Raw genomic sequence first — 24,506 nt, forward strand, 5'->3', positions numbered from 1 at the left:
ACTTAAACGACTTCAATAATAAGTTAATATACCAAATAATATGAATATTCAAAGAAGAAGTAATCTAGAAAAAGAAATCACAATCATTAATAATATTACAATCAAAGCTCAGGAAGCTTATTTAATAGTTAAGTATTTGCAAGAAAATGAAATCGATCAAGATGTTATGTATGAAAAACAAATGAATACTTTTTTCTATTATTCTCGAGTTATTTACTGGCAAATGACGATAATAGAATTAGCCAAATTATTGAAAGAAAAAGAAAAATTCAGTTTATATAGTATTATTCAAAAACTGAAAAAAGATGGTGAATATAGTGAACTCAAAGTACCTTCTTTACAAATTGAAAAGTGGGAAATAGTATTAGAGGAACAAAAGCAATCAATAGACAATTTAAAACTACAGCGTGATAAAATCTATGTGCATGAAGATGGCAGTGATAATATTAGTAATTTAATACCTCTTACAACAATTACTCTTTTTTTAGATTTAGCAAAAGAAATAATATTGTTTTTGGGTAAGCTTTTAAACTTAACCCATAGAATGTTTGATGTTATAAATTCCCCTGCAGTAAGTTTGAAAGGTAGTATAAGTTCAATTGTAGCAGAAAAGAAAAATTCAATGGAAAAGTATAGAGAATTGGCTAAGGAATATAACCTTGAAAACGAACTCCCTCCTCAGTCATCATAATGTATAAATTGAGAGTTAAAAAATTTAACGAAAGTAAATCAAAAGTATATCTAAAGTAATGAGTCTTTTATTTTTACTACATCTCTTTTTAGTTCCATAACTAATTCTCTTAGACTTTCTGTCTCTGTCGGTGCTTGTTTTTTATCTGAACGTCCAATATTACATTCATATTCCCATATCTCAAGAATGTCAGAAGCTTTTACTTCATATGGTGGATAAAAGTTATTATCTGATTCTAAAACGAGTATGTTTTTTTTATTTTTATTGAGTCGTTTATATACCATACCGTCACTTTTTGTAATTAAGATATACGTTTTGCCATCAAGAACTTCTCCCAGCCTTTCTACATAGCGGCCAACTATGATAGAACCTTCTTCATGTGGAGGCATTGAATCGCCTTCAACAGGAAACCCTCTATGCTTTCCCGGTCCTAAAAAAGGCAATGAAATCTGTTGTAGGTTTTCAATATATTCCGGATCTGCATAACCATTTAAATATCCAGCTTTTACTTTTTGGGTCACGACTTCAATAAAACTTTCTCCTTCCTTATCTACTGTAATGGGAAGCACTAAACGATTACCTTCCAATTTCAATAGATCATCAATGGGGATTTTCCGAACATCTACAGAAAGTAACAGGTCGATACTAATATGATAATAATGGGCAATTTTCTTTAATATTTCATAGGGAGCTTCAGAGCTACCATCTTCATATTTAACGTATCTCCCTCGCGTTATTAGAAGGCTTTCAGCGACTTTTTCCTGTGAAATCTTCTTTTTCAGTCTAAGGCTTCTGATGTTGTCGGAAAATAAAGACATGTCGATTTTGTTATAATTTGTAACAACAAATGTAAATCATTTTGTTATAATCTGTACTAATTTTGTCATGTATAAAATGAGACGACGATGGAAAGAGCAATTGTACATATGGATTTAGATACTTTTTTTGTGTCCTGTGAAAGACTGGGGAACTCAAAACTAGAAGGAATTCCTTTGATTATTGGAGGTGGCGACCGTGGAGTGGTAGCATCTTGCTCTTACGAAGCACGCACATTTGGAGTGCGTTCCGCCATGCCTATTAAAATGGCGCTTCGACTTTGTCCACAAGCAAGAGTGATGAAAGGTGACATGGAATTGTATTCTAAATTATCCCATGATGTTACCCAGGTTATCGAAGAGAAAGCCCCAGTTATGGAAAAGGCAAGTATTGATGAGTTCTATCTTGATATTAGTGGGATGGATAAATTCTATGGAGGTTATAAATGGACCAATGAGTTAGCTCAGTCAATTACTAAAGAAACAGGTCTACCAATAAGTTTCGCTTTATCTATAAACAAAACCGTTTCTAAAATTGCTACTGGAGAGGGAAAACCGAAAGGGAATCTGGAGATAACCGAAAAAATGGTTCAGCCCTTCTTAAATCCACTATCAATTAAGAAAATCCCTATGGTTGGTGATGTTACTTTTCAATTATTATCCAGAATTGGTATTCGAACAATCCAGACCCTTTCAGAAATGCCTGCTGAGGTATTACAGCGAATGATCGGTAAAAATGGTGTTGAGCTATGGAAGAAAGCCAACGGTATAGATAATAACCCTGTTGAACCTTATACAGAGCGTAAATCAATTTCAACAGAACATACTTTCACCCAGGATACAATCGACATTCAAAGACTCAAATCAATATTAGTGGGTATGGTGGAAAAACTGGCATTTCAATTGCGATCTGAGCAGTGGTTGACTTCTACTGTAGTTATTAAAATACGGTACTCTAATTTCGATACAGAAACCAAACAATGCAGGATACAATATACTTCTGCCGATCATATATTAACCAAAAGTATTACCGATTTATTCGATAAACTATACCAACGCCGTATGCGTCTCAGATTGATAGGAATTCGTTTTAGTGGACTGGTTCGTGGCACCTATCAAATCAATCTCTTTGAGGATACAGAAGAAATGTTAGCATTATATCAGGCAATGGATAAAATGAAAAGCCGCTATGGTTTCGATGCCGTGATGCGTTGTGCCGGTGCTACATTCAAACCCAACAACAAAGCAGAAATTTTAAAACGTAAACACTAACGTACCATGTACCTCAATTGTCACTCTTTCCATTCGCTGCGTTACGGTACGATACCCTTGACTGACTTGGTGCAGCAAGCTGTGCAATGCAATGTGAAAGCTATAGCACTCACGGACATAAATACAGTTACAGGTATTTATGATTTTATCAAAGCATGTAAAGCAGTAGCTATTAAACCGCTTGTTGGTATCGAATTTCGCTGCAATAATGAATTGCGTTATATTGGGCTAGCCAAGAATGCTGAAGGTCTTGCAGAAATGAATCATTTTTTGACCAAGCATAATTTCGACAATACAGTTTTACCTTTAGAAGCGCCTGAATTCAAAGAGGTCTTTATAATTTATTCTTTTGAGAATGCTCCGACAACTTTGAAAGAATACGAGTATATCGGTATTCGTCCCGAAGAGCTTCCTAAATTATTTGGTTCCCAGTGGAAACAAAGACTTGATAAAATGGTCATTTTTCAACCTGTTACTTTCCGGGTTAAAAAAGAATTTAATCTGCATAAGATCCTAAGAGCTATTGATACAAATGTTATTCTATCGAAGCTTACCCTGAATGATTATTGCAAAACCTCTGAAGTGATGCTACCACTTGAAGAACTGATTTCAAAATTCAGCGATTATCCTCAGATTATTGGCAATACACAAGAAATTATAGACCAGTGTAATTTCGAATTTGATTTTAAAACCCCGAAAAACAAAAAGTACTATACCAACAGTAGAGCCAGTGATATGGCTTTACTTACCAGCCTCGCTAAGCAAGGTCTTCTCTGGAGATATGGTGCTACTAACGCTCAGGCTATAGCACGTGTCGAAAAGGAATTAAAAGTAATTGAAGAACTGGAATTCAGTGGCTATTTTTTAATAACCTGGGATATTATACGCTATAGTAATAGTTGCGGTTTTTTGCATATTGGACGTGGAAGTGGAGCCAATAGCATCGTAAGTTATTGTCTGGGCATTACTGATATCTGTCCAATAGAACTCGATTTGTACTTTGAACGCTTCTTGAATTTAAACCGTAAAAGCCCTCCTGATTTTGATATTGATTGGTCGTGGAAGGAACGTGATACCATATTGGAATATATTTTCAATAGGTATGGAGCTGATCACGTGGCATTTTGTGGAACAAATGTGGAATTTAAATATCGGTCTATATTTCGGGAAGTCGGTAAAGTCTTTGGTTTACCCAAAGAAGAACTGGATATGCTGGCTAAAAATCCAATGGCTTTGCATGATGGAAACTCGGTGGTAAAGTATGTACAGGAATATGGGATGATGCTTGAAAAATACCCTAATCAACGCAGTATGCATTCTTGTGGGATAATAATTTCGGAAGAGCCACTCACGAACTATACAGTGCTGGAAATGCCACCCAAAGGCTTTTCGATTGTATTGTTTGACATGCATATTGCAGAAGATATAGGTTTTGAAAAGTTTGATATCCTTAGCCAACGTGGTATCGGACATATTGACGACAGTGTGAAACTAATCGAAAAAAATCGTGGTATTAAAGTAGATATACGCAATACTTCGTTATCTAAAAATGAAGCTAATGCCAATCTATATTTAGAACGCGGAAAAACAATTGGATGCTTTTATATTGAAAGTCCAGCCATGCGTGGATTACTACGCCGCCTAAAATGTGATAATTATAAAACGCTGGTGGCAGCTTCATCCATAATCCGCCCAGGGGTAGCTCAATCAGGAATGATGAAAGAGTATATATTCCGTCACAATTATCCTGATAAGTTTGAATATTTTCATGACGTATTCAAAGAGCAGTTAGGAGAAACCTATGGGATTATGGTATATCAGGAGGACGTGATTAAAATTGCTTTGTATTATGGAGGTCTGCCAGCGGCCGATGGAGATATCTTGCGTCGTGCCATGAGCGGCAAGGGGCGTTCAAAAGAAGCTTTACAAAAAGTAAAGGACAACTTTTTTGCCTCCTGTCAGCAAAAAGGACATCCCATAAAGTTAAGCGAAGAAATATATCGACAAATTGAATCCTTTGCAGGGTATTCTTTCTGTAAAGCACATTCGGCATCTTATGCAGTAGAAAGTTATCAAAGTTTATACCTGAAGGTACACTATCCAATAGAGTTTATGGTAGCTGTTATAAACAATCAGGGAGGCTTTTATCGTACGGAGGTATACATTCATGAGGCGCGAATGTCAGGTGCTATTGTGCATAATCCTTGTGTGAACAAAAGTGAATATGAAACAAATTTGTATGGCATTGATATTTATCTTGGTTTGATGCATCTGGAAGGTTTGGAAACCAAAATAGCACAGTTTATAGTCAAAGAAAGGGATATGCATGGGGAGTTTAAATCTCTGGAAGATTTTATCAATCGCATTCCCATAGGAATTGAAGGCATCCAAATTTTGATTTTTATTGGTGCATTTCACTTTACTGGTAAAACTAAAAATCAGTTACTGGTAATTGCCAGACTAATACTGGTGAATTTTAAGCCGGAAAACAGAAATCTGATGCTCATTCAGGAACCTGTTAAAGAATATAAACTACCTGTATTGGAACGCTCTTCTTTTGAAGATGCCTTTGATGAAATAGAGTTATTGAGTTTTCCTGTGTCTTGTTCTCCTTTCGATCTCTTGCAAACGACATACAGAGGTGCTGTAATGGCTAAAGATTTGGTAAAGAACCATAAGAAATCGGTAAAAATGCTCGCTTATCTTATTTCTAGAAAACATGTCCCTACCAAAAGAGGAACAATGTACTTTGGTACTTGGATTGACGTAGAGGGTGAATATTTCGATACAGCACATTTTACAGATTCACTGGAAAAATATCCTTTTCAAGGTGGTGGCTGTTATTTATTATTAGGAAATGTTGAGGTTGATTATCATTTTCCAACAATAACCGTTACTAAAATGGCTAAGATGCCCTTTATACCGGATCCACGTTATTCTAATACTAACGACAGGCAATTTAAAGTACATGAGCATATTCGGGAAGACGTGAGTATGACACATCGTGCCCCATACCCACAAGAGCATGAATACAACATGCCACGGCATAAAATGGGACAGTAAAAATAAGATATTTCACATTGTTCCATTAGCAAGAACGCAATAAAAATCACGTTTTATAATAGATGAAAAAACTGGAATATGCCATAGTAGATATAGAAACCACAGGCGGTAATGCCAGTGGCAGTTGTATTACGGAAATTGCAATTGTAATCCATGATGGTACAAACGTAATTGACCGCTTCGAAACACTTGTAAATCCGCAAAAGGAAATACCTCTTCCCATTTTTGCATTGACCGGCATAAACAATGAAATGGTAAAAAATGCGCCGATATTCGATGACATATCGGAGAAGGTATTAGAGATGCTTACGGGGCGTATCTTCGTTGCTCATAATGTTAACTTCGATTATTCGTTCGTTCGTCATGAATTGGAGCAATCTGGGTTTAAATGGACAGCAAGAAAATTATGCACCGTTCGGGCAGCAAGAAAAATAAGACCTGGGCTAAGCTCTTATAGTCTGGGGAAACTTTGTCATTCACTGGATATACCTTTGGAGAATCAACATCGTGCTGGTGGTGATGCGGATGCTACTACTATATTGTTTTCCCGATTACTACAATGGGATGAAGAGGACGAAATTGGCAAAATGGTAAAGATGACCGCACAAGATCAGCGTCTACCTCCAAATCTGCCTCCTGGAGACTTTGAGCAATTACCTGAAAAACCTGGCGTATATTATTTTTATAATCAGGCTAATAAAGTCATTTATGTAGGTAAGGCTGTCAATTTAAAAAAACGTGTCGCTTCACATTTTAGTGGGCACAAAATTACACCCCAAAGACAGCATTTCTTAAGGGATATATACGCTATTTCTTTTGAGATATGTGCCACTGAGTTGATGGCACTGCTGCTAGAGTGTACTGAGATTAAGAAACTTTGGCCAATATATAACAAGGCATTGAAACGCTTTGAAGCAAAATTTGGGCTTTACCAATATGAAGCACGTAATGGCTACAAGTATCTGGCAATTGGCAAGATGAATAAATTTCAGAACTGTATTGAGGTTTTCAATACAATGTATGATGGCATAAACGTACTACAGAGTTTGGCAGAAAAGTTTGAGATCGACTACAGGTTTTGTAAGTACTGCACCTCGACAAAAGCAGAAGGTCCTCAACAACATGACCTCACAAATCTGCCTGAGATTGAGCATCATAATCAGCAAATAGAAAATGCCATTGATTATGTTTTAAAGAACAGGTCAAGCTTCTTTATTATCGATAAAGGTCGAACCACAGAGGAGCATAGTTGCATATGGATTGAAAACGGACACTTTTATGGGATGGGCTATATCGCTTCGGATATTGGAATTACCGAACCAGCGGAGATTAAGGATTATATTACGCCTTATAAAAGCAATCATTATATCATGCAGTTAATCTATGCTTATACGGAAAAACATCCAGGTAAAGTTCACGGTATGAAAAAGGAAAGTTAGCCAGCCTTATATTTACTGCTGATCCAATTTTAATTTTTCCAATATAATTATTTTCATTTTCAGGTATAACTGTAAATACATTAGTACTTGATTTTTTATCGTTGAATCATCAGCTTTGAGTTTTAAATTACGAATTTGCCCTGAAAATATTCAACAGTTATTTTTTTAAATTGTAGTTCATATTTTAATGCTGTGGTTTCATTTTGAATTTTAAGAAAATTATTTTTTTCTGTTAGATATTCGAAATAAGAAATAAAACCTTTTTCTTGTCTTATTGTTGCTGCCTTCAATGCTATTCCTGCATTCTCTAATGCACTTAGGGAAGAATTGTATTGTTGTAAGGTTCTTTTATACTCAATACAGGATTTATATATTTCCTGCTTTAATTTTTGTCTATTTTCTTCATCGGTTATTCTAGCTTTTTCCAAACCAATTTTAGCACTTCTGATAGCATCTCTGGAAGAAAAATTATTAAAAATAGGAATATTAAGTCCTAATCCAACAAAGTGGGATAGGTTATTGTTAAACTGTTTTCCGAATGAAATTAATTGACGATCACCTGAAGGCAGTACCTCATAGTATGAAGAGGAATAGTTTGTACCTGATGAAAAATTTAAACTCAATTGAGGCAGTTCTTTCGCCTTGGTCAGTTGGATATCTTTTTCTGCTACTTGTACATTATAGGTGCTACTTTTAATCGAATGGATATAGGTTAATGCACTATTATAAATAGCCTCAGGGTCTATTTCTTCAACTGATAAAAATACACTTTCATTTAAATTAGGAACAGGTACAATTTTTTGTTGCAAATCAATATTTAGTATAACCTTGAGATCAATTAAAGATTGCTCATAGTTTAGTAGTGCTTCTAAGTATATTCCTTTGTCATTGTAAAATTGTGTTTTGGCTTGGGAAAGCTCTAAGATATTACTTCTCCCGGCTGTTGTAAGTTTTTCAATTCGGGTCTGATTATCAGTACTTATCTCAATTTGATACAATACATTAGTAATTTGTTCTTTGGCTAATAGCGCTCTGAGGTAGGCTGTTGCAACATTAAGCAAAAGATCATTTTTTAATTGTTCCATGCTCTCTTGTGCTATTTTATATTTTAATTCATTACTCTGTATAGCATACCTTTTTTGAAACCATCCAAAGAGTAATACACTTGATCCAGCGGATAATCCTAAAGAGGAAAATTTTGTATTTTCAAACTGGTTTGTTGTTGGATTTATTGAACGTCCAAAGCTAGTTCCATAATTTGAGGATAAGTTTAAACTTGGAATATGACTGTATTTACTGGATTGATAAATCATTTTCGCTGCTCTGGCATCCAATTCATCTTGTTTAATCGACAAATTGTTTATTTGAGCATGTTCAATACATTTGGACAAGGTCCAGATAGAATCTTGTGCATAAGCTTGGCATAGTCCAAAATAACAGAGAATAAATAGTAATAATATCCTTTTCAAGAGGTGGTTAAATTTTAATTTAGTTAAATTTTAATTTTGAAAGTTTTCATAGTTAGATAAGCTAGCTTTATTTTTTCATCTGTTTTATAACATCATAATACAAGCTCTCTGCCAGTCGCATATCCTTGGTAACAATATCAGACTGTACTGTAAGTCCTTCGATAAAAGGAATCTCTTTATTATAATTTGTCTTCAGGTGATCTGGAAGTATTACTTTGACCAAATAATAGCCACTGTCGGCAGGAATTGGACTGATGTATTCTACTTTACCGGTTACCTTACCATATTCATGAGAAGGGTAAGCATTAAATTTCAGGAATACTTTTTGTCCCTCTTTTACCTTACCAAAATTTCCCTGAGGCACAAGACTTTCAACATAGATTTCACTATTTTCTGGAATGATATACGCTATTATTTTACCGGCTTGTACTATTTGGTTTTCCTGCAAAAATGAAGTAAAAACTAACTTCCCTTTTTCAGTTGCTACTAAAAGATACCTGTTTTTCCAATCATCTATTTTACTTTTAAGATTATAAACTACTTGCTGAAATAAAGCTTGTTGCGAAACAATTTCCTTGTCCAATTCCACAATCTCTTTTTGAATTCCGTTTAATTCTGAAGAGTTGTTTATATAATTGGATTTCATTTGTGGTTGGGACATCTTTTTTCCAATGTTTTGGCTTGTTAATTCTCTAAATTCTTGTTCAGATATAATATTTTCCTTTAGTAATTGCTTATTCTTTTCCAGCGTAGTTAAGTTTAACTGCAAATCGGCATTATACAATTCCTTTTGCTCATTTAGCACATTTCGTGATTGGTGGGCATTATTTAGGTCTTTGTTCAGAAGATTTTTCTTTTTGTTCGAGTAGTCGCCTAAAACATAATCACGGTAAGGGATATAAGCTTGCATAAATACTTGATAGTCACCTTGTAATTCTCCTAAATGACTAAACTCACTTTTCATTAATAGCTTCATAGTTTGAGGGTTATGTTCTTGTAACAGTGTATAAACCTCATCAATGAATTTTGAGAATTGCAATACCTCATCTACCTGGGCGGTTGATTCAAGGCTACCAATAATATCACCTTTATTTACTAATGAACCGTTTTTTTTATCCAATGAAATTAATCTGGCGGCTTGTTTTGCCATAATTGGCTTGGGTGCATTACTACCTGTCAATTTTGCTTTTGAGGAAACTGTTTCCGGATATTGAATAAACCATGTTAAAATCCCTATAAACAATAAAATCCCAAAAGTAATCGGAGTTCCATATCTGCTTAAAATGTTGGGTTTGATGTTGTCCATTTCTATATAATTAATTACCTAATTCCAATTGATTTTTTACTAGTTCAAAATATTTACCCTTTAGTGCGGTTAGCTTTGAATGCGTTCCTTCTTCAACAATTTTGCCTTGTTCAAGTACTACAATTTTATCAGCGTTTTTTACCGTGCTTAATCGATGAGCGACAACTACGACGGTTCTTCCCTTAAAGAAAGACTCCAGATTTTCAAGAATTACTTTTTCATTATTGGCATCAAGAGAATTGGTGGCTTCGTCAAACAATAATATATCAGGGTTTTTATACACCGCACGGGCTATTAGAATTCTTTGTTTTTGTCCCGCACTAATTCCATTTCCTTCCATTCCAATCTTAGTAAGAAAACCTAAAGGTAATGTCTCAATAAAAGGCAGGATATTTGCCACAGTAGCCGCATATTCTAAACGGGCTCTATCGGGTTCTTCAACCCCTACAGCAATATTGCCACTTACAGTCTCACTGAAAATATAACCATCCTGCATCACACTTCCAATTCTGGACCTCCAGTGTTCAGGAATGATCATCTTTAATTCCTGATTTTTAGATAGTAGTTCTTTTTCGGCGGCTAATAGTAGCTCATTTTGTGCTTCCCAAATTCTAATACTACCCTTATATTTATCGTCATAAAATTTTTGTAGAATTTTCAAAATTGTTGTTTTTCCACTTCCGCTCATCCCTACAATAGCAGTGACTTTTCCAGCCGGAATCTCTAAATCAATATTTTTTAGTACTTGTTCATCTTCGCCAGAAAAATAGCCGAATGTTAAGTTTTTGATTGATATACCAATTTGTGCATTTTCTGTTTTTGAGCCTGAAACGGGACCTTCGGGTTCATCTTCTTCCTGATGTATTTCATTTAGTCGTTCTAATGCAATATTTGCATCCTGGAATTCCTGAATAAAACTGATGAATTGCTGGATGGGACTATTTAGCGCTCCCAGAATATATTGAATAGCTAACATCGCTCCTAAGGTTAGATCACCCTTAATTACGGATGTAGCAACTATTGCTGTAACAAGAAGATTTTTTCCTTCATTTATAAATAAAGCACCTGCAGTTTGTGCCTGATTAAGAGATAGATTTTTAAAGCCAATACTGAATAGCCCTCTTTGCATATTTTCCCATTTCCATCGAAAAGGTTTCTCTGCATTGTGCATTTTAATCTCCTGCATCCCTTGCACCATTTCCAATGTGGCGCTATTTTCTCTGGATGCTAAAGCAAACTGTTTATAATTAAGCTTTCTTCTTTGTTTTAAAAATAACGTAACCCAAAAGATATATAATGCACTTCCAATGATAAATATTAAAAACACCTGAAAACTATAGAGTAGCATTACAAATGAGTAAACCACTAGATTCATTAATGAGAAAAGAATATTGATGCTGTTTCCGGTAAGAAACCGCTCTATTTTATGTTGATCACCAATCCTCTGCATAATATCGCCAGTCTGCTTGGTATCAAAATATGAAATAGGTAAACGCATTAATTTTTTCCAAAAATCAGTAAGTAGTGAAAGATTAATCCTTGTACTGATAAATAAGAGTAGTCCTTGTCTGGAAAATTCTACGATTGCTCTTCCCAGCATTAATACGAATTGCGCAACAAGGACAATATATATAAAATTAATATCTTGTGTATTTATCCCTTTGTCTACGATACTTTGTGTTAGAAATGGTATCATTAACTGAAGAACACTCGCTACCAATAAACCTAAGATGATCTGAAAAAAGTATCCTTTGTGTTGAAATAAATAGCCTGATAATTTACCCCATGAGAGTTTCTTATTTACCTGCTTTTCATGACCAAACTCGTCTTCACTGTTATTGAATTCAAGTGATGGTTCCAGAAGCAAAGCAATTCCTTTATGTTGAGTATCTCCTAACCACATCTGTTTAAATGTGTCCCCCTCAATAGTCAAAAGACCATCTGTGGCGGGATCTGCAACTAGAAAATTCCAATTTTTAGGACTGGATTTGGTATTGGTTATTTTATGTAATACCACAAAATGACTGCTTTTCCAATGCAGTATAGAAGGCAGAGGGATGTCCTTTAAATCTTCAATGCTAACTTTTACTCCTAGTGTATTAAATCCTATTTGTTCAGCAGCATTGCTAATGTAATACATATTAACACCTTGCTTACCTGTTTCACAGATTCGTCTTAATTTGTTTATACTGTACTCTTTTCCATATTGTTTAGCTACCATTCTTAAACAGGTAGCACCACAATCCATTTTGTCCAATTGTTTATAAAAAACGTATTTCAATTTGGTAGATAATTAAGGAAATTAAAATTAAATTTTGATTTTATAACCCGGTTATAGTTTACAATACTTATTGATTTTTGATTAATTCCTGTAAGCCATAGTGAGAGATTCCTTTTTCTTTTAAAGGATTCGTACTCCATTCTTCCCACTCACAGGTATAAGGGTTATAACCACATTTTAATGGAGCTGAATAAATATCATCCGGCACGTCGATAAATGCTCTGCAATCGGTACAGATATGTCGAAATTCGCAGTCCTGACATTTCGTGATTTGATCCTTTGTTATATTCCAGTATTTTTTAAAATCGGGATTAGCCAAAGCTTCTTTTAAAGTTGTATCTCGAATATTTCCATAACTTTCTTTCATCGATGGACAGTTTTTAATATTGCCCTCTGTATCTATCGCGATTTTACGGTTTAAACACGTATTAGAATTTAATGATTCTGTATAATGCAAAACGTTAATTGAAAATTGCTCTAACTGTACTAAACCACAATGCAAATTGTTTGTAATATTCTTATCCGTTAATACCGCAGTTCCTGAGAAATCATCTGGTTGTAGTATTTTATATTCATCCGCTGAAGTAATAATTAAATTCTTCACCTTACGATTGAATTCTAAAAAATGAACAATATTTTTTTCGTCTCTTAAATAATTATTTATGGGAAGTACTATTTCCAGAGATTTAATCTGATTCTCATTTATTAACGTTAGAACTACATCCAAATCTTCTTGCTCGACTGGAGAAAAAAAACGTAACTGAATATGATTGCAGCAAAGTTCCTCGAGCTGCAGGAAAAAATGCTCGTTAAGAAATTCAATAGTACCATTGCTATCGATTATACAATTTGTAATATGGGCAGGAAAACGCCATTCTTCAGACATCTTTGGGAAAATTGCTAATTCATCACTATCGCAATAGAAACCTAATTCATTGTCGATTAAAAATTCTATATATTCATCTAAGATTGGATAATGTTTTTCCTCAATAATTTGCTTTGTTTTCAGCACATTAATGGCATATACCTGTTGATCTATGAGATCATAAAGGGATAATGGAATAAAGAAAATTTGTTCTCTCTGTATGTCTACAACAGCAGCTCTGCTACTGCCTTTTGTAATAGTACAACAACTGAATATTTTAATATACATTTCTATTTTAGTTTCACTATTCGGGAAATGGGTTTGTAAAATTTATTTGTACTCAGGTCGATGGAATTATATTTACCAAAAGACATTTCTCTTACGGTTATTTCTATTGCGTTATTTTCATATACATTAATATCCCAATAGTCAACATTAAGGGGGAGTATTTCTTTATTGGCATTTATCCATTCTCTTATTTCAGAAGTTATTTTGTCTTTATCCATAATACATTAAATCTTCTGCAATTTCTTTGCTTATTGGATAATTGCAATTTTTCTCCAGCCATTGGTACTGTCCAATTGGATTAACTTCCAAGAAGACATATTCATTATCTGTAGAGTAGATTAAATCCAAAGAGCCTGTGTCTAAACCTATACACTGCATAAAGGCCGTAATCTTGCGTTGTATCTCATATGGTAACGTATAGGGAACAGTTCTGTTGGGCATATCTTTATCGTAATTCCTAAAATCTATTTTGGTTTTTTCATTTCGTTGTGAAAAAATAGCCATTGAATAAAATTTACCTCTTAAATAAAACACCCGCAATTCATATTTTTTTTCAATATATTGTTGAAATAATGCCGGTGTACAGTTTTCAATGTTATTGTTTTTAAAACTTTCGGGAGTAATAATCGTAGTTGCTAAAGTCAATGAGCAATTAAATCCTGGATAGTTTTCAAGAGTCATAAGGTCAATATCTATAGCTTTGGTTATTATCTTCGAAGGACACAATGCCATAAATTCATTTAATTTTTTCGTTTTCCCAGTGACAATGCTTTTAGGTACCTTTAAGCCTGAACGCACTGCCAGAACCAGCATCTGTATCTTGTCAATTGTATTATCAGTGTATTTACCTATAGCATTCTTCCCTGAGGCCAAATCCACTTTAGCATAGGCAGAATCAATCTCTTTAGATAAAGGTATACTAAGTTTCTGAGCCAAATAAGTAAGGTTTTTTAGCTTGTTTTTAGGAGTGCGTAAATTTCCTCTTCTGTACCAATACGAACTTATTTCTTCAAGATCCAATTGAGTATTTTCAAAGCTAAATAGAACTTTCTCATCGATACTAATACTCTCGACAGCAATGGAGTCATTTAATCGTAAGACCGGACCACTCTTGGAAAAATATAGCCAATCCAAAACGTCATTCGTTGAAAAGTCATCACGAATGCTTTGTATAACAATCATTCTTTTATAACCAATGGTTGATTCAACGAATAAATGCAAAGGAATGGATCTAAAAAACAATAATCGCCTCTATAGTATAGCTCATTTTTAGTATGATAGGCAACTTTACGAATATAGTCTTCGATAGGCTCTAGATAAATTTCGGCTCTTTTTTTATTGATAGCATCTAGTTCCTCTTTAGTAATTGGATCATAGGGAACAGCTACAGGATAATCACTGCCTTGGTAAAAAAATCCCATTGCGAATCTTCGGGCATCATAGACCCCCTTTTTCACATTTTCAAGTCCTATACTATATATTTCTTCCTCTGTAAATCCACGTGCATGCCAAAGCATCATATCAAAATTACCTACATTGGTAGCTTGAATTACACCTTCCTCCAGCACACCAACTTTTTTATAACTGGGAAAACCATAAGTAGCGATAAAAGCATATAATTGTTCTCGTACGTTTCGATCACAACTTAAGAGATTATCTTCGGAGCCATTATTTCTGCAGTCTTGATCCATCTTGAAGATTGCATCCATTTTTTTTGCTAATAAGGGCATTTCACTCTTCATTACTTTCTCATGGATATTTTTATAATCTTTTGTAACAAAATCAATGTATGGATTCGGTTTAGGGTCAGAGTGTAAAAAGTATTTAATGAATTTTTCTTTATCCTGACCGAGTGCTGCAAGATCGTTAAAGTATTGGATAGACTTTATTGTATCTTTCATAAAATAAGAAACGGCAAACGCGTTAAATTTATCGGAAGGAAAAGAATAGCCCGTTCCAAATGCTTTTTCATAATTTTTTTTTGCCTCAGGTAGTTTATTATCAATTATTGAAAGTTCCGCCAAATTTATAGTATAGTAGTAATCTCTTAGTAAGGTTTCACTCTGGGCATAGCAATTTAGAGTCAGATTTAAACAACAAATAAATATATAAAAGTGTCTTTTCATATTGATTTATGATATGGAATAATATAGTATTGAATAATATGAAATGGAATGATACTTAATTAGTTTAAGTACCATTCCAAAATCAAAAAATAAACAGTTTAATAAAAATAGATTAAACTATTGTAACCCAATTGCCTTTCATGTCTTGCAACTCCAGGCAGGTATATTCTCCTGTATCCAAATCTTGAGTAAATTTGTCAGCTTTTACATAGTACTTAACTCCTTTATGAACAAACAGCATAGGTTGACCTTCTCGAGGTGATTGGCTGCTTCCTTCTCTCTCTGCACCACCTGTAACATTTTTCAATTGTTCTTTAGTAAGTGGTTCAAATCTTGTAGATTTTAATGTTTCTAATTGCATAATTAATAGATTAAAAATGGTTGATTAATCCCTTAAACGCACATGGGTTTAGCGCTTCCTTTATTTCATTTTTTCTTTGGTCTAATAAAAGGTAAGACCGCAATCTATCGCGACTAAATATTTTTATATTGGTTTGAACTTTTATCACTACATAAAACAGCTTCATTTTTATTAAAAAACAACACAAAACGCTATCATATAATAATAATGATAGTAATTCAATTAAAATTTAAAAGTATTTTTACGATATTATAGGGTCGAATGTAAAAAGAAAACCCATACAGATAATTACTACAAATACAGAATTAACAAATGAGATAGTAGAACCCCCATTTGTGTTAATTATTTTAACAATTATAAAAATCCCTGCTTAATTACTTCTTTTACAAGGTTACTGTCATCTAGTACTCCAAAGATTTTCTTTAAGTCTACAATGCGTCTTTGAATCGTGCTGGCAGCTAATGGTATTACTTCTTCCAGCTCTTTAACTCTGTAGCCTTTAGCTAAGTAAAAAAGAATTTGTCTGTTGGTGTCTTCTACCATTAACTCCTTTTTCCAAATTTCGCTAACATATTCTTTTACCAATACACTTTGATACAGATTACCTTCTAAAACATGGGTAATCATATCGCTAAAACTTGAAGTAGTTACATCCGATTTTATAGCAATTCCTTCGGGTTTGATTTTCCTTATAATATCATACACTAAAAGCTTTTGTGTATGTGATGTTATAATTATGATTTTACAGTTTTCAAAATATTTTCTAATTAAGTTCGCCAGGTCAGCTCCGGATAAAATATTTTTCTCTTGATAAGTTGGTAAAGAATAATCCAGAATTGCTAAATCAAAAAATAGTTCATGATTTAACTTAGCATACTCAGTCGCTATATAACCTCCTTTGCAGTCAAATGCTTTTGTAATAACAAGAGGCTTGTAGGATGCAAAATCTTGTAGAAGTACATTTTCATATAATTCTACATTCATAGGATGGTCATCTACGATAAGAATATTCATTATTCAAATTTTTAAAATTGTAATCTAATCTGTATGATTTTTAAAGAGAACTGTAGAATAAATCTAATCCATTAATTGTTAAGTTGTTTGAGAAGATTCAAATTTCGACATTTTATTTTGTGATAAAAATACTACTTACTTTCTTCTCTTACTATATACTGAAGTATTTACTATATTTACCATACTCACTTTTACCAGTATCCTACAAAAAAAAAATATACTGTGGTGGTTTGAATAAAGGAAAAAATCACAATCATAATTGCCGAATACCACATCCCCTGAGACCAGCGCATAACGGCTGGTCTTTTTTGTATAGTTAATTGTAGTAATTAGCCTGTTTGGGCATCCCTGTTCAGGTCGCGCTTTTCATTCCAATCTTTTCTACAATGAAAAGGATTTCCATTGCAATCACTGATGCTTTTTCTCTTCAATAACTTCAGGCATATTCCTTTAAGCATTCTTTACAGTATGGCTACAACGCAAGGAGTCTTTCCCAAGAGCGTCCTGAAAATTTGTGATATAATTTGAATTGAATTCCAATTCGAAACGGACTAAAAGGGCAGCCAAGATAGTGCCCGCCGTATGCTGCATGCGCATAATGGCTGCGCCACCCTTCGGGACTTATAGCACTCCGCATCCGTTAACCGGTCACTTGATTCTTGCTTTCTTTTTTCCCGTTTTTTCTTTTGAAAACAATTTTTTATAGGGATTGGGGGAGAAATCAAAACAGTAGTAATCATTAAAATTTTACATCATGGAAATCACAGGACGCATTACAAAAGATGCCACAATTTACAAAGTGAAGAGTGACAAAGAGGTGGTTAATTTTTCAATTGTCATCAATGACAGTTACAAACCCAAAAACAGTTCCGAGGTAAAGGAAATCACAACCTATATCGATTGTTCGTACTGGTTAAGCGCAAAGACTGCCCAGTGGCTTAAAAAAGGCGCACTCGTACAACTATTCGGGCGTATCGGTCTGAATGTGTACAGCAGTAGCGATGGTAAACCTTTGGGTAGCCTTACGTTTCATACCAACAGCATTAAAATTTTGGCTTTTGCCAAAAAAACAGAACAGACCCAAACCGAAATGCCGCCCCAATCCAACAAGGGAGTAAAACAAGAACCCGCAGACGACCTGCCTTTTTAATCCATTCTAACAGTAACATTCTAAATTTAAATATCATGGCACATCATATAAATTACAACGAGCAAAGTCAAAAACACAGTTTTTTCAGCGTAAAAGAAAAAGCATGGCACAATTTAGGGCAGATAATTTCAGACTACCCAACAAGCGCAGAAGCTATTGCGCATGCAGGATTAGATTACGAAGTCGAAAAACGCAAGCTATTTACACCCTGTTCTCAGGAAATTATTGTAAATAATGAAACCACCCACAATAAAATCGAAGTACCAAATTATTTCAGCACGGTACGTACTGATAACAATGCCGTTTTGGGTGTAGTGGGTAAGGACTATCAAATTGTACAAAATAGGGATGCTTTTTCTTTTTTCGATAGCATCGTTGGCGGTGACGGCATCTTATACGAAACTGCAGGGGCTTTGGGTAAAGGAGAACGCATTTTTATAACCGCTAAACTACCTGATTACATTAGGGTCGGCAATGACGACCTTATTGAAAAGTACTTGTTTCTTACCACCTCGCACGACGGAAGCGGAAGCATAACAGCCGCTTTTACGCCTATACGAATTGTATGCGCCAATACCCTTAATGCCGCTATGCAAAGTAAAACCAATACGGTACGCATTCGTCATACGTCTAATGCCAAACAACGTTTGGAACAGGCACATAAGGTAATGGGCATATCCGATATGCTATCGTCACAAATGGAATCCATTTTCAACGATTGGACAAAAGTACGCATCACAGATAAAGAGGTTAAAAAACTCATTTCGTTCGCTCTTGTTCCCAACAAGGAGGTTTTAAAATCCATACAGGACGGTAAAGAACATGAACTTTCTACCTGTTTTACCAATATGGTGGATAGCGCTTTTGAGTATGCAATGAGTGACCCTGCACAACTCATGGACACCACCAAAGGGACGGTATTCGGGGCATACAATGCCGTAACGGGTTACTTTCAGAATGTCCGAAACTATAAAGACGATGAAGCCAAATTAACTTCTCTTTTAATGGGAGGAACAGGACAGCTACGCACACAGTCTGCATTCAATTTGTGTATGGATTTTGCGAGAAAAGGCACAGATGCATTATTACTAAACTAATCCAATAGGTACAGGCACAACCTGCCTGTACCTATTTTTTATCCACTTAAAACGCAACATTATGAATTTCTTTCAATCCCTAATCGCCTTGCAGGTTGCGGGCGACTGGAAAATAAACATAGTCAAAGAAACTGCCGACAGGCTTATCGTATCGGTATTGTTTTTCAATGATACTATTGGCGACGAAGCGCGTAAAAAAGTACCGCCCATACTGCTTAAAGGCACAGCCGAGGAATTGGATGCAGGATTTTTTGAAGCTATTGCACAAACTGTAAAAGATACGGCACAGCTATTTGCCAATATGGAACAGTTCTTAAAAGAAGCAGCACAGGCAAAAATCAGCTCGCAAATGGAAAAGGACAACATCCTTAAAATGGGCAAGGAAAAAACTGAAATGCAGAAGAAATACGAAGAAGCCATGAAGAAAGCTGATGAACTCGAAGGACTGGGCAAATTCAAGGAAGCATGGATGAAAGTACCACAAGCCAACCTATATCCTGAACATAAGGACATCATCCACAAACGCAAAGCAGAACTTTCAGATAAGTTTCCCATTGACCTTTTTAACGACCCTAATACTGAAGAACCATGTTAACAGCCACACTATTAGAAAGAGTCTTTTCCTTTAAGGATAAAGAACAGGATATTAAACTTGCCGATCCGTGCGCCTCATTCAGTCCCGAAGCGGTATTGAACTTTTATGCGCAGACCTATCCCATACTAACAACAGCAACTATCGAAGGACCTGTAATAAATGACGATGCCGTACAATACAGATTTGTATCACAAATTGGAACAAAAGGATAAACCATGAAAACGAAATCCATAACAGGCAGTATCAGATTGCCTAAAACGAAAAAGCAATGGAAACTATACCAACAGTTAGGCGCTTGGGCAGAAAACACCAACCGCTTGCCCGATGCGCAGGAAATCAAAAACAACAAACCCACGTCAGTACCCTTGGAACTCTTACCGATGGTTTTCTAAAACACCAGTTTCTGCCACTATTTGAACAGGGCGAAGAAATACCAAATTCTAAAGAAACTGAAAAAGGATTTTTTGATTCGTTGAGCATCCTGACAGGATTATATGGATTCGAACAGATAGAAGTAGAGCGCAAACCCTATCCGTACAATATCTTGTTGGCACATAAGTACGCTCAAAGACAACTTGAAAAATCAGGTCAGGATATTGAACTTGTCATTATGCAGGATGATGATGGAGTCGTAAAATTGACAACCAACCATAGTTATAATACAGGTACAACCCTGTATTACATTCCGGTGCTTCCTTTGTACAGATTGTTACAGGACAAAAAACAGAAACGAACTGCCGAACTTCTGCTGTCGGTGTTTAGCTATCTCTATCATATTGCAGGGATTCCCTACTACAGGGAGAATCATACCTATCTATTTTATCAGTATGAATGTATGGAAGAATGGTTGATAGATGATTTGGAAAATTGCAATAATGAAGATGCGAACCGTGAATTTTCAGAATTTAACGAGGCAAACTACTACGGGGATATAATGCTACAAAAAATATACAATCCTTATCATCTGAATGTTTTTAAACAGCGAATCGATACCTACAAGCCAACGTCTTCTTTTGGTCGGGATTGCCTAAATGTTGCACAAAAAGCCTTTGCCCTGTTAAGTGATTATCCCGATGCCAGCATTTTTAGAAACACCCTAAATCAGGAACTTGATGAAGATGATAGCATCATACACGCAGAACAATACATCTCTTTTATTGCCGATAGCGATGGTATGCTGTATGAGAATATTGCCCGTGTTGTGAATGATGAATTTAATGAATGTGGGGAAATCGAAGAACCTACACTACAGCAAATCTATGATAGTGAAAACAACCCATCAAAACAAGCGCTTGATTTTGAATACCGAATTTTCCCTTTGATTAATGAACTATGTACCCTTTTAAACCATATACCATGAAAGATATAACAGCAACATTCGGGACATTGTACACTCCTGTAAAAGCTCTTGTAGTATATCAGAAAAATACGTCTGACAAGACCATTTATGTGGAAAGCTACGACATGGACAAAAATGGTTATCCAACCAACGCCCATCCCTTAAGCCTAAAGGAAAGTACACAACTTGCCAATGCTTTAGATACTTCTGACGAACTGGGTCGCAACTTTTTGAAACCTTTAGGACTGCTCCCTAAAAATGTATTGTACATTAATCCCGACCATGACGTTTATGCCATTTGGCATACCCCATCCCAGAAGGTAGATTTGTTTTTTGTCGAGAATTTAGGCATTCCAAACGGCAAAGCGTCAATACCTGCTTTGCTTTGGAAAGCCTCTAAAAATACACTTTGGATATATGCTTTGGACGCAACTACAGCCATTACAGAAACGACCCCTTTACACCATGCCCCCTACTTTAATCTATACCCCGATGGTAGGGTTTGTATGGGAACCGTTTCAATCAATATTAAAACAGATTGCGGATTAGAAGAATTTATTTGCTTGTGGGAGCAGTATTTTTTTAATAGTTATTTCAGTCATCTCATTAGCGAAAAAAGTCCTGTGAAAGGAAACATCATTCAATTGTGGCAGAGTCTTATTAATACCCGAAAAAAGTTCCCTATGAAAGTACTAATAAAAAATGGTCTAACCCTTAAAAAACTACTGTCATGAACACATTAAAACCAATGCATTACACCGATAATTACCTGATAAACCCAACCAATCCAATTACAATAAATCTTATTGGTGCAGGAGGGACAGGCAGCAGAATGCTTACAGAACTCGCAAGAATGAACCACAGCCTTATGGCTTTAGGGCATACAGGATTACAAGTCAATCTATACGATGATGATAGGATAACTCAAGCCAATCAGGGGCGACAGCTTTTTGCCGATGCAGAGGTAGGACTATATAAATCGGTGGCACTCATTAACCGAACCAATCGTTTTTTCGGTACGAATTGGAAAGCCATAACAGAGCAGTTTTCTACGGCAAATCTTAAATCCTTGCCCAACCGTGGGAAAGCAAATATGTATATCAGTTGTGTAGATACCGTATCGGCACGATTTGACATTGCAAAGGCTTTACAGGACTGCACAGAAAACAGCAGTTGGGAACGCAACAAATCACTCTATTGGCTTGACCTTGGTAATTCCCGAAATACAGGACAGGCGCTGTTGTCTACTATTGGCGAAATCAGACAACCCAATTCCAATCTATATAGGACTGTGGCAAATCTTCCAATGGTTACCGATGAATTTAGGGAATTGATAGAAACACAGACCGAAAACAATGAACCGAGTTGTTCGCTTGCCGAGGCACTCGAAAAACAGGATTTGTTTATTAATGCTACACTAGCCAGTATGGGCGCTTCTTTACTTTGGAAGCTATTCCGTGAGGGCATGACAACCCAAAGGGGATTCTTTTTGAATTTGGCTAATTTCAGGTCAGAACCGATACTGGTGGGCTGATGCCCGCCGCCCCGCAATTGCACTTCCTTCGTCGGGACAATTGCGGGGCGTTTTATCGGATACGCCCGCTTGCACAGAACATGCCTTTATTGGCAGTTCATGCAAGCGGGCGCGAAGTTTTTCTTCTTTTTTTAGATTAATTTACTCAACTAAGTCTGTTTTTGTTAAAAAAAACATTTTAGATTACATCTAACTACTATGATATTCATATCTTTTTAGTGTTTATACTGCTTGACATGAAATGTTTATAAGTTGATTTCGCGACAGTAAACAATGGAATTGTATATTCTGATTATATATAAATATTGCTTTTATAAAAACTATTCACTTAATCTTAATGAATCTATTAAGTAAAATTTAAAACGAAAAAAAATGAAAAATGAATTTTATTAAGATTAAATGCAAAAAAACTTTTTATATTTTGTTACTTTGTCAGTTACAGAATTTTTAATAAAAACTACACTAAGTAAAAAAAATATGTCGTTAGACTTAAATCATTTAGAGAATGAAATAATTGATCAATTTTTATTTGATGATTCAAAAAGACCATGGATTATAGGATTCAGTGGAGGGAAAGATAGTACAATGTTATTACAAGTAGTATGGCGTTCACTTTTGAAAATAGACCCTTTTCTAAGGCAAACAAGAAGAATTTACGTGGTCTGTAATGATACATTAGTAGAAAATCCTAGAATCGTAAAATTTATAAACTCAACCTTAGCAAAAATACAGGAAGCAGCAATTCAATATGAACTGCCTATAACTGTCCATCAAACGACCCCCCAATTAGAAGAGAGTTTTTGGGTTAAACTTATTGGTTTGGGTTATCCCGCTCCAAACAAGTTTTATAGGTGGTGTACTGAACGCTTAAAAATCAATCCAACGACTAAATTCATAACTGAGAAAATTCATGAAAATGGCGAAGCCATAATTCTCTTGGGAACTAGAAGTGCTGAAAGTGCAAATAGGGCTAAATCTATAAAAAAACATGAAATAAAGGGACAACGATTAAGAAAACATCAATTACCAAATTCCTATGTTTATGCTCCAATAAAAGATGTTTCTACAAATGAACTTTGGCAGTATTTAAATCAAGTTTCTCCTCCTTGGGGTGGGACAAATAAAGAACTAATAACTCTATATAGGAATGCAAACGCTGGAGATTGCCCTCTTGTAATAGATGAGACGACACCAAGTTGTGGAAATAGTCGATTTGGTTGTTGGACTTGTACTGTTGTTAGTAAAGACAAGAGTATGGAAGGCTTGATAGAAAATGGTGAAGAATGGATGACTCCATTAATGGATATTAGAAATTTTTTAGTCGTCACAAGAGATAATCCTGAAAAATATAGACAAAAAGAAAGAAGGAATAAAACTGTTACAGAAAACTTATGGGGCCCTTATACTTTTGACACTAGAGTTAAAATTTTAACTAGAATATTGAGGGCACAAAGAGATATTCAACGTGAAGAAGGCATTGAATTAATAACACACCAAGAACTAGTTATGATACAATATTACTGGTTTAGAGATTGTTATTTTAAAACAAAGGTTTCCGATATTTACAACTCTATTTATAAAACTAAAATTGATATGAGTAAACAAGAAGAAAAATTCAAACAAGAATCTGACTTGTTAAAACAGTCTTGTAAAAATGATGTTAATGATGTAGAATTAATTCAAGACCTTTTAGCCCTCCAGAAGACTAAAACTTTAATGATTAGAAAAAGAGGTTTACAAGCTGATATAGAAAATCGTCTTGATCAATATATAGATGCAACTAAAAAAGTGAACAATTAAA

The 24,506-nt window shown here is 35.0% G+C and carries 22 protein-coding genes; 12 read left to right on the top strand and 10 right to left on the bottom strand.

Annotation, left to right across the window (positions count from 1 at the left end; genetic code table 11):
• Positions 1-40 precede the first annotated feature (40 nt).
• Complete coding sequence (locus tag IW20_RS19115) at positions 41-691, top strand: AbiU2 domain-containing protein (protein WP_035626156.1); 651 nt, start codon at positions 41-43, stop codon at positions 689-691.
• Between the two features lie 50 nt (positions 692-741).
• Here the strand turns inward: IW20_RS19115 and IW20_RS19120 are convergent, their stop codons facing one another.
• Positions 742-1,509 (bottom strand): XRE family transcriptional regulator, encoded by a 768-nt coding sequence (locus IW20_RS19120; RefSeq protein ID WP_035626158.1) that lies wholly within the window; start codon positions 1,507-1,509, stop codon positions 742-744.
• A gap of 87 nt (positions 1,510-1,596) precedes the next feature.
• Here IW20_RS19120 and dinB point away from each other — a divergent pair, with 87 nt between their 5' ends.
• The 3 genes from dinB to IW20_RS19135 all read left to right on the top strand — a co-directional run bounded on the left by dinB (position 1,597) and on the right by IW20_RS19135 (position 7,280).
• Entirely contained in the window at positions 1,597-2,778 is a 1,182-nt protein-coding gene (gene dinB / locus IW20_RS19125; protein ID WP_035626161.1) for a DNA polymerase IV, read from the top strand.
• 6 nt (positions 2,779-2,784) lie between these two features.
• Positions 2,785-5,841, top strand: a complete 3,057-nt coding sequence (locus IW20_RS19130; protein WP_035626164.1) for a DNA polymerase III subunit alpha — start codon at positions 2,785-2,787, stop codon at positions 5,839-5,841.
• Positions 5,842-5,903: 62 nt separating this feature from the next.
• A complete protein-coding gene (locus IW20_RS19135) occupies positions 5,904-7,280 on the top strand; it encodes an exonuclease domain-containing protein (RefSeq protein WP_035626167.1) in 1,377 nt (458 codons plus the stop codon).
• A gap of 122 nt (positions 7,281-7,402) precedes the next feature.
• On the opposite strand, the gene IW20_RS19140 is transcribed toward IW20_RS19135, so the two are convergent.
• The 9 genes from IW20_RS19140 to IW20_RS19180 form a co-directional block, all read right to left on the bottom strand.
• Positions 7,403-8,749, bottom strand: a complete 1,347-nt coding sequence (locus tag IW20_RS19140; protein WP_081912519.1) for a TolC family protein — start codon at positions 8,747-8,749, stop codon at positions 7,403-7,405.
• 67 nt (positions 8,750-8,816) lie between these two features.
• Positions 8,817-10,055 carry an HlyD family secretion protein gene (locus tag IW20_RS19145; protein ID WP_035626172.1) on the bottom strand — a complete coding sequence of 413 codons (1,239 nt, stop codon included), beginning with the start codon at positions 10,053-10,055 and terminating at the stop codon, positions 8,817-8,819.
• 10 nt (positions 10,056-10,065) lie between these two features.
• Positions 10,066-12,336 carry a peptidase domain-containing ABC transporter gene (locus IW20_RS19150; RefSeq protein ID WP_035626175.1) on the bottom strand — a complete coding sequence of 757 codons (2,271 nt, stop codon included), beginning with the start codon at positions 12,334-12,336 and terminating at the stop codon, positions 10,066-10,068.
• 67 nt (positions 12,337-12,403) lie between these two features.
• A complete protein-coding gene (gene gwsS, locus IW20_RS19155; protein WP_035626177.1) occupies positions 12,404-13,489 on the bottom strand; it encodes a grasp-with-spasm system SPASM domain peptide maturase in 1,086 nt (361 codons plus the stop codon).
• 2 nt (positions 13,490-13,491) lie between these two features.
• Positions 13,492-13,707 (bottom strand): hypothetical protein, encoded by a 216-nt coding sequence (locus IW20_RS19160; protein WP_035626179.1) that lies wholly within the window; start codon positions 13,705-13,707, stop codon positions 13,492-13,494.
• Positions 13,700-14,671 carry a grasp-with-spasm system ATP-grasp peptide maturase gene (gene gwsG / locus IW20_RS25560; protein WP_051885984.1) on the bottom strand — a complete coding sequence of 324 codons (972 nt, stop codon included), beginning with the start codon at positions 14,669-14,671 and terminating at the stop codon, positions 13,700-13,702. Before gwsG ends, IW20_RS19160 begins: the two co-directional genes overlap by 8 nt.
• Complete coding sequence (locus tag IW20_RS19170) at positions 14,668-15,615, bottom strand: hypothetical protein (protein WP_131494836.1); 948 nt, start codon at positions 15,613-15,615, stop codon at positions 14,668-14,670. The genes gwsG and IW20_RS19170 overlap by 4 nt, the downstream gene beginning before the upstream one ends.
• 112 nt (positions 15,616-15,727) lie before the next feature.
• The gene (locus IW20_RS19175) at positions 15,728-15,976 is read right to left on the bottom strand and encodes a bacteriocin (protein ID WP_035626183.1); all 249 of its coding nucleotides are present in this window, start codon (positions 15,974-15,976) and stop codon (positions 15,728-15,730) included.
• A gap of 354 nt (positions 15,977-16,330) precedes the next feature.
• On the bottom strand, positions 16,331-16,990 hold the full coding sequence (locus tag IW20_RS19180; protein WP_035626186.1) for a response regulator: 660 nt from the start codon (positions 16,988-16,990) through the stop codon (positions 16,331-16,333).
• A 754-nt stretch (positions 16,991-17,744) separates the two neighbouring features.
• On the opposite strand from IW20_RS19180, the gene IW20_RS19185 reads away from it, so the two are divergent.
• The 8 genes from IW20_RS19185 (at position 17,745) to dndC (ending at position 24,505) form a co-directional block, all read left to right on the top strand.
• On the top strand, positions 17,745-18,140 hold the full coding sequence (locus IW20_RS19185; protein ID WP_035626188.1) for a single-stranded DNA-binding protein: 396 nt from the start codon (positions 17,745-17,747) through the stop codon (positions 18,138-18,140).
• A gap of 35 nt (positions 18,141-18,175) precedes the next feature.
• Complete coding sequence (locus IW20_RS19190) at positions 18,176-19,237, top strand: DUF932 domain-containing protein (protein ID WP_035626191.1); 1,062 nt, start codon at positions 18,176-18,178, stop codon at positions 19,235-19,237.
• 61 nt (positions 19,238-19,298) lie between these two features.
• Positions 19,299-19,832 carry a PRTRC system protein E gene (locus tag IW20_RS19195; protein WP_035626193.1) on the top strand — a complete coding sequence of 178 codons (534 nt, stop codon included), beginning with the start codon at positions 19,299-19,301 and terminating at the stop codon, positions 19,830-19,832.
• Positions 19,826-20,044, top strand: coding sequence for a PRTRC system protein C (locus IW20_RS19200; protein ID WP_035626196.1), 219 nt, complete (start codon positions 19,826-19,828; stop codon positions 20,042-20,044). Before IW20_RS19195 ends, IW20_RS19200 begins: the two co-directional genes overlap by 7 nt.
• Positions 20,045-20,100: 56 nt before the next feature.
• Positions 20,101-21,192 carry a type 1 periplasmic-binding domain-containing protein gene (locus IW20_RS19205; protein ID WP_051885986.1) on the top strand — a complete coding sequence of 364 codons (1,092 nt, stop codon included), beginning with the start codon at positions 20,101-20,103 and terminating at the stop codon, positions 21,190-21,192.
• The gene (locus IW20_RS19210; RefSeq protein ID WP_035626199.1) at positions 21,189-21,905 is read left to right on the top strand and encodes a PRTRC system protein B; all 717 of its coding nucleotides are present in this window, start codon (positions 21,189-21,191) and stop codon (positions 21,903-21,905) included. Before IW20_RS19205 ends, IW20_RS19210 begins: the two co-directional genes overlap by 4 nt.
• Positions 21,902-22,705, top strand: coding sequence for a PRTRC system ThiF family protein (locus IW20_RS19215; protein WP_035626202.1), 804 nt, complete (start codon positions 21,902-21,904; stop codon positions 22,703-22,705). The genes IW20_RS19210 and IW20_RS19215 overlap by 4 nt, the downstream gene beginning before the upstream one ends.
• Positions 22,706-23,104: 399 nt before the next feature.
• Positions 23,105-24,505, top strand: coding sequence for a DNA phosphorothioation system sulfurtransferase DndC (dndC, locus tag IW20_RS19220; protein ID WP_240478515.1), 1,401 nt, complete (start codon positions 23,105-23,107; stop codon positions 24,503-24,505).
• The last annotated feature ends 1 nt before the right edge of the window (position 24,506 follow it).

It is taken from the genome of Flavobacterium hydatis, assembly GCF_000737695.1.
Lineage (GTDB): Bacteria > Bacteroidota > Bacteroidia > Flavobacteriales > Flavobacteriaceae > Flavobacterium > Flavobacterium hydatis.

Coding starts and splice junctions, on each gene's coding strand:
- IW20_RS19215 (WP_035626202.1), top strand. CDS start 21,902: ATGAACACATTAAAACCAATGCATTACACCGATAATTACCTGATAAAC.
- gwsS (WP_035626177.1), bottom strand. CDS start 13,489: ATGTATATTAAAATATTCAGTTGTTGTACTATTACAAAAGGCAGTAGC.
- dinB (WP_035626161.1), top strand. CDS start 1,597: ATGGAAAGAGCAATTGTACATATGGATTTAGATACTTTTTTTGTGTCC.
- IW20_RS19185 (WP_035626188.1), top strand. CDS start 17,745: ATGGAAATCACAGGACGCATTACAAAAGATGCCACAATTTACAAAGTG.
- IW20_RS19115 (WP_035626156.1), top strand. CDS start 41: ATGAATATTCAAAGAAGAAGTAATCTAGAAAAAGAAATCACAATCATT.
- IW20_RS19205 (WP_051885986.1), top strand. CDS start 20,101: ATGGAAACTATACCAACAGTTAGGCGCTTGGGCAGAAAACACCAACCG.
- IW20_RS19120 (WP_035626158.1), bottom strand. CDS start 1,509: ATGTCTTTATTTTCCGACAACATCAGAAGCCTTAGACTGAAAAAGAAG.
- IW20_RS19200 (WP_035626196.1), top strand. CDS start 19,826: ATGTTAACAGCCACACTATTAGAAAGAGTCTTTTCCTTTAAGGATAAA.
- IW20_RS19190 (WP_035626191.1), top strand. CDS start 18,176: ATGGCACATCATATAAATTACAACGAGCAAAGTCAAAAACACAGTTTT.
- IW20_RS19195 (WP_035626193.1), top strand. CDS start 19,299: ATGAATTTCTTTCAATCCCTAATCGCCTTGCAGGTTGCGGGCGACTGG.
- IW20_RS19175 (WP_035626183.1), bottom strand. CDS start 15,976: ATGCAATTAGAAACATTAAAATCTACAAGATTTGAACCACTTACTAAA.
- IW20_RS19180 (WP_035626186.1), bottom strand. CDS start 16,990: ATGAATATTCTTATCGTAGATGACCATCCTATGAATGTAGAATTATAT.
- IW20_RS19135 (WP_035626167.1), top strand. CDS start 5,904: ATGAAAAAACTGGAATATGCCATAGTAGATATAGAAACCACAGGCGGT.
- IW20_RS19130 (WP_035626164.1), top strand. CDS start 2,785: ATGTACCTCAATTGTCACTCTTTCCATTCGCTGCGTTACGGTACGATA.
- IW20_RS19160 (WP_035626179.1), bottom strand. CDS start 13,707: ATGGATAAAGACAAAATAACTTCTGAAATAAGAGAATGGATAAATGCC.
- gwsG (WP_051885984.1), bottom strand. CDS start 14,671: ATGATTGTTATACAAAGCATTCGTGATGACTTTTCAACGAATGACGTT.
- dndC (WP_240478515.1), top strand. CDS start 23,105: ATGCAAAAAAACTTTTTATATTTTGTTACTTTGTCAGTTACAGAATTT.
- IW20_RS19210 (WP_035626199.1), top strand. CDS start 21,189: ATGAAAGATATAACAGCAACATTCGGGACATTGTACACTCCTGTAAAA.
- IW20_RS19170 (WP_131494836.1), bottom strand. CDS start 15,615: ATGAAAAGACACTTTTATATATTTATTTGTTGTTTAAATCTGACTCTA.
- IW20_RS19145 (WP_035626172.1), bottom strand. CDS start 10,055: ATGGACAACATCAAACCCAACATTTTAAGCAGATATGGAACTCCGATT.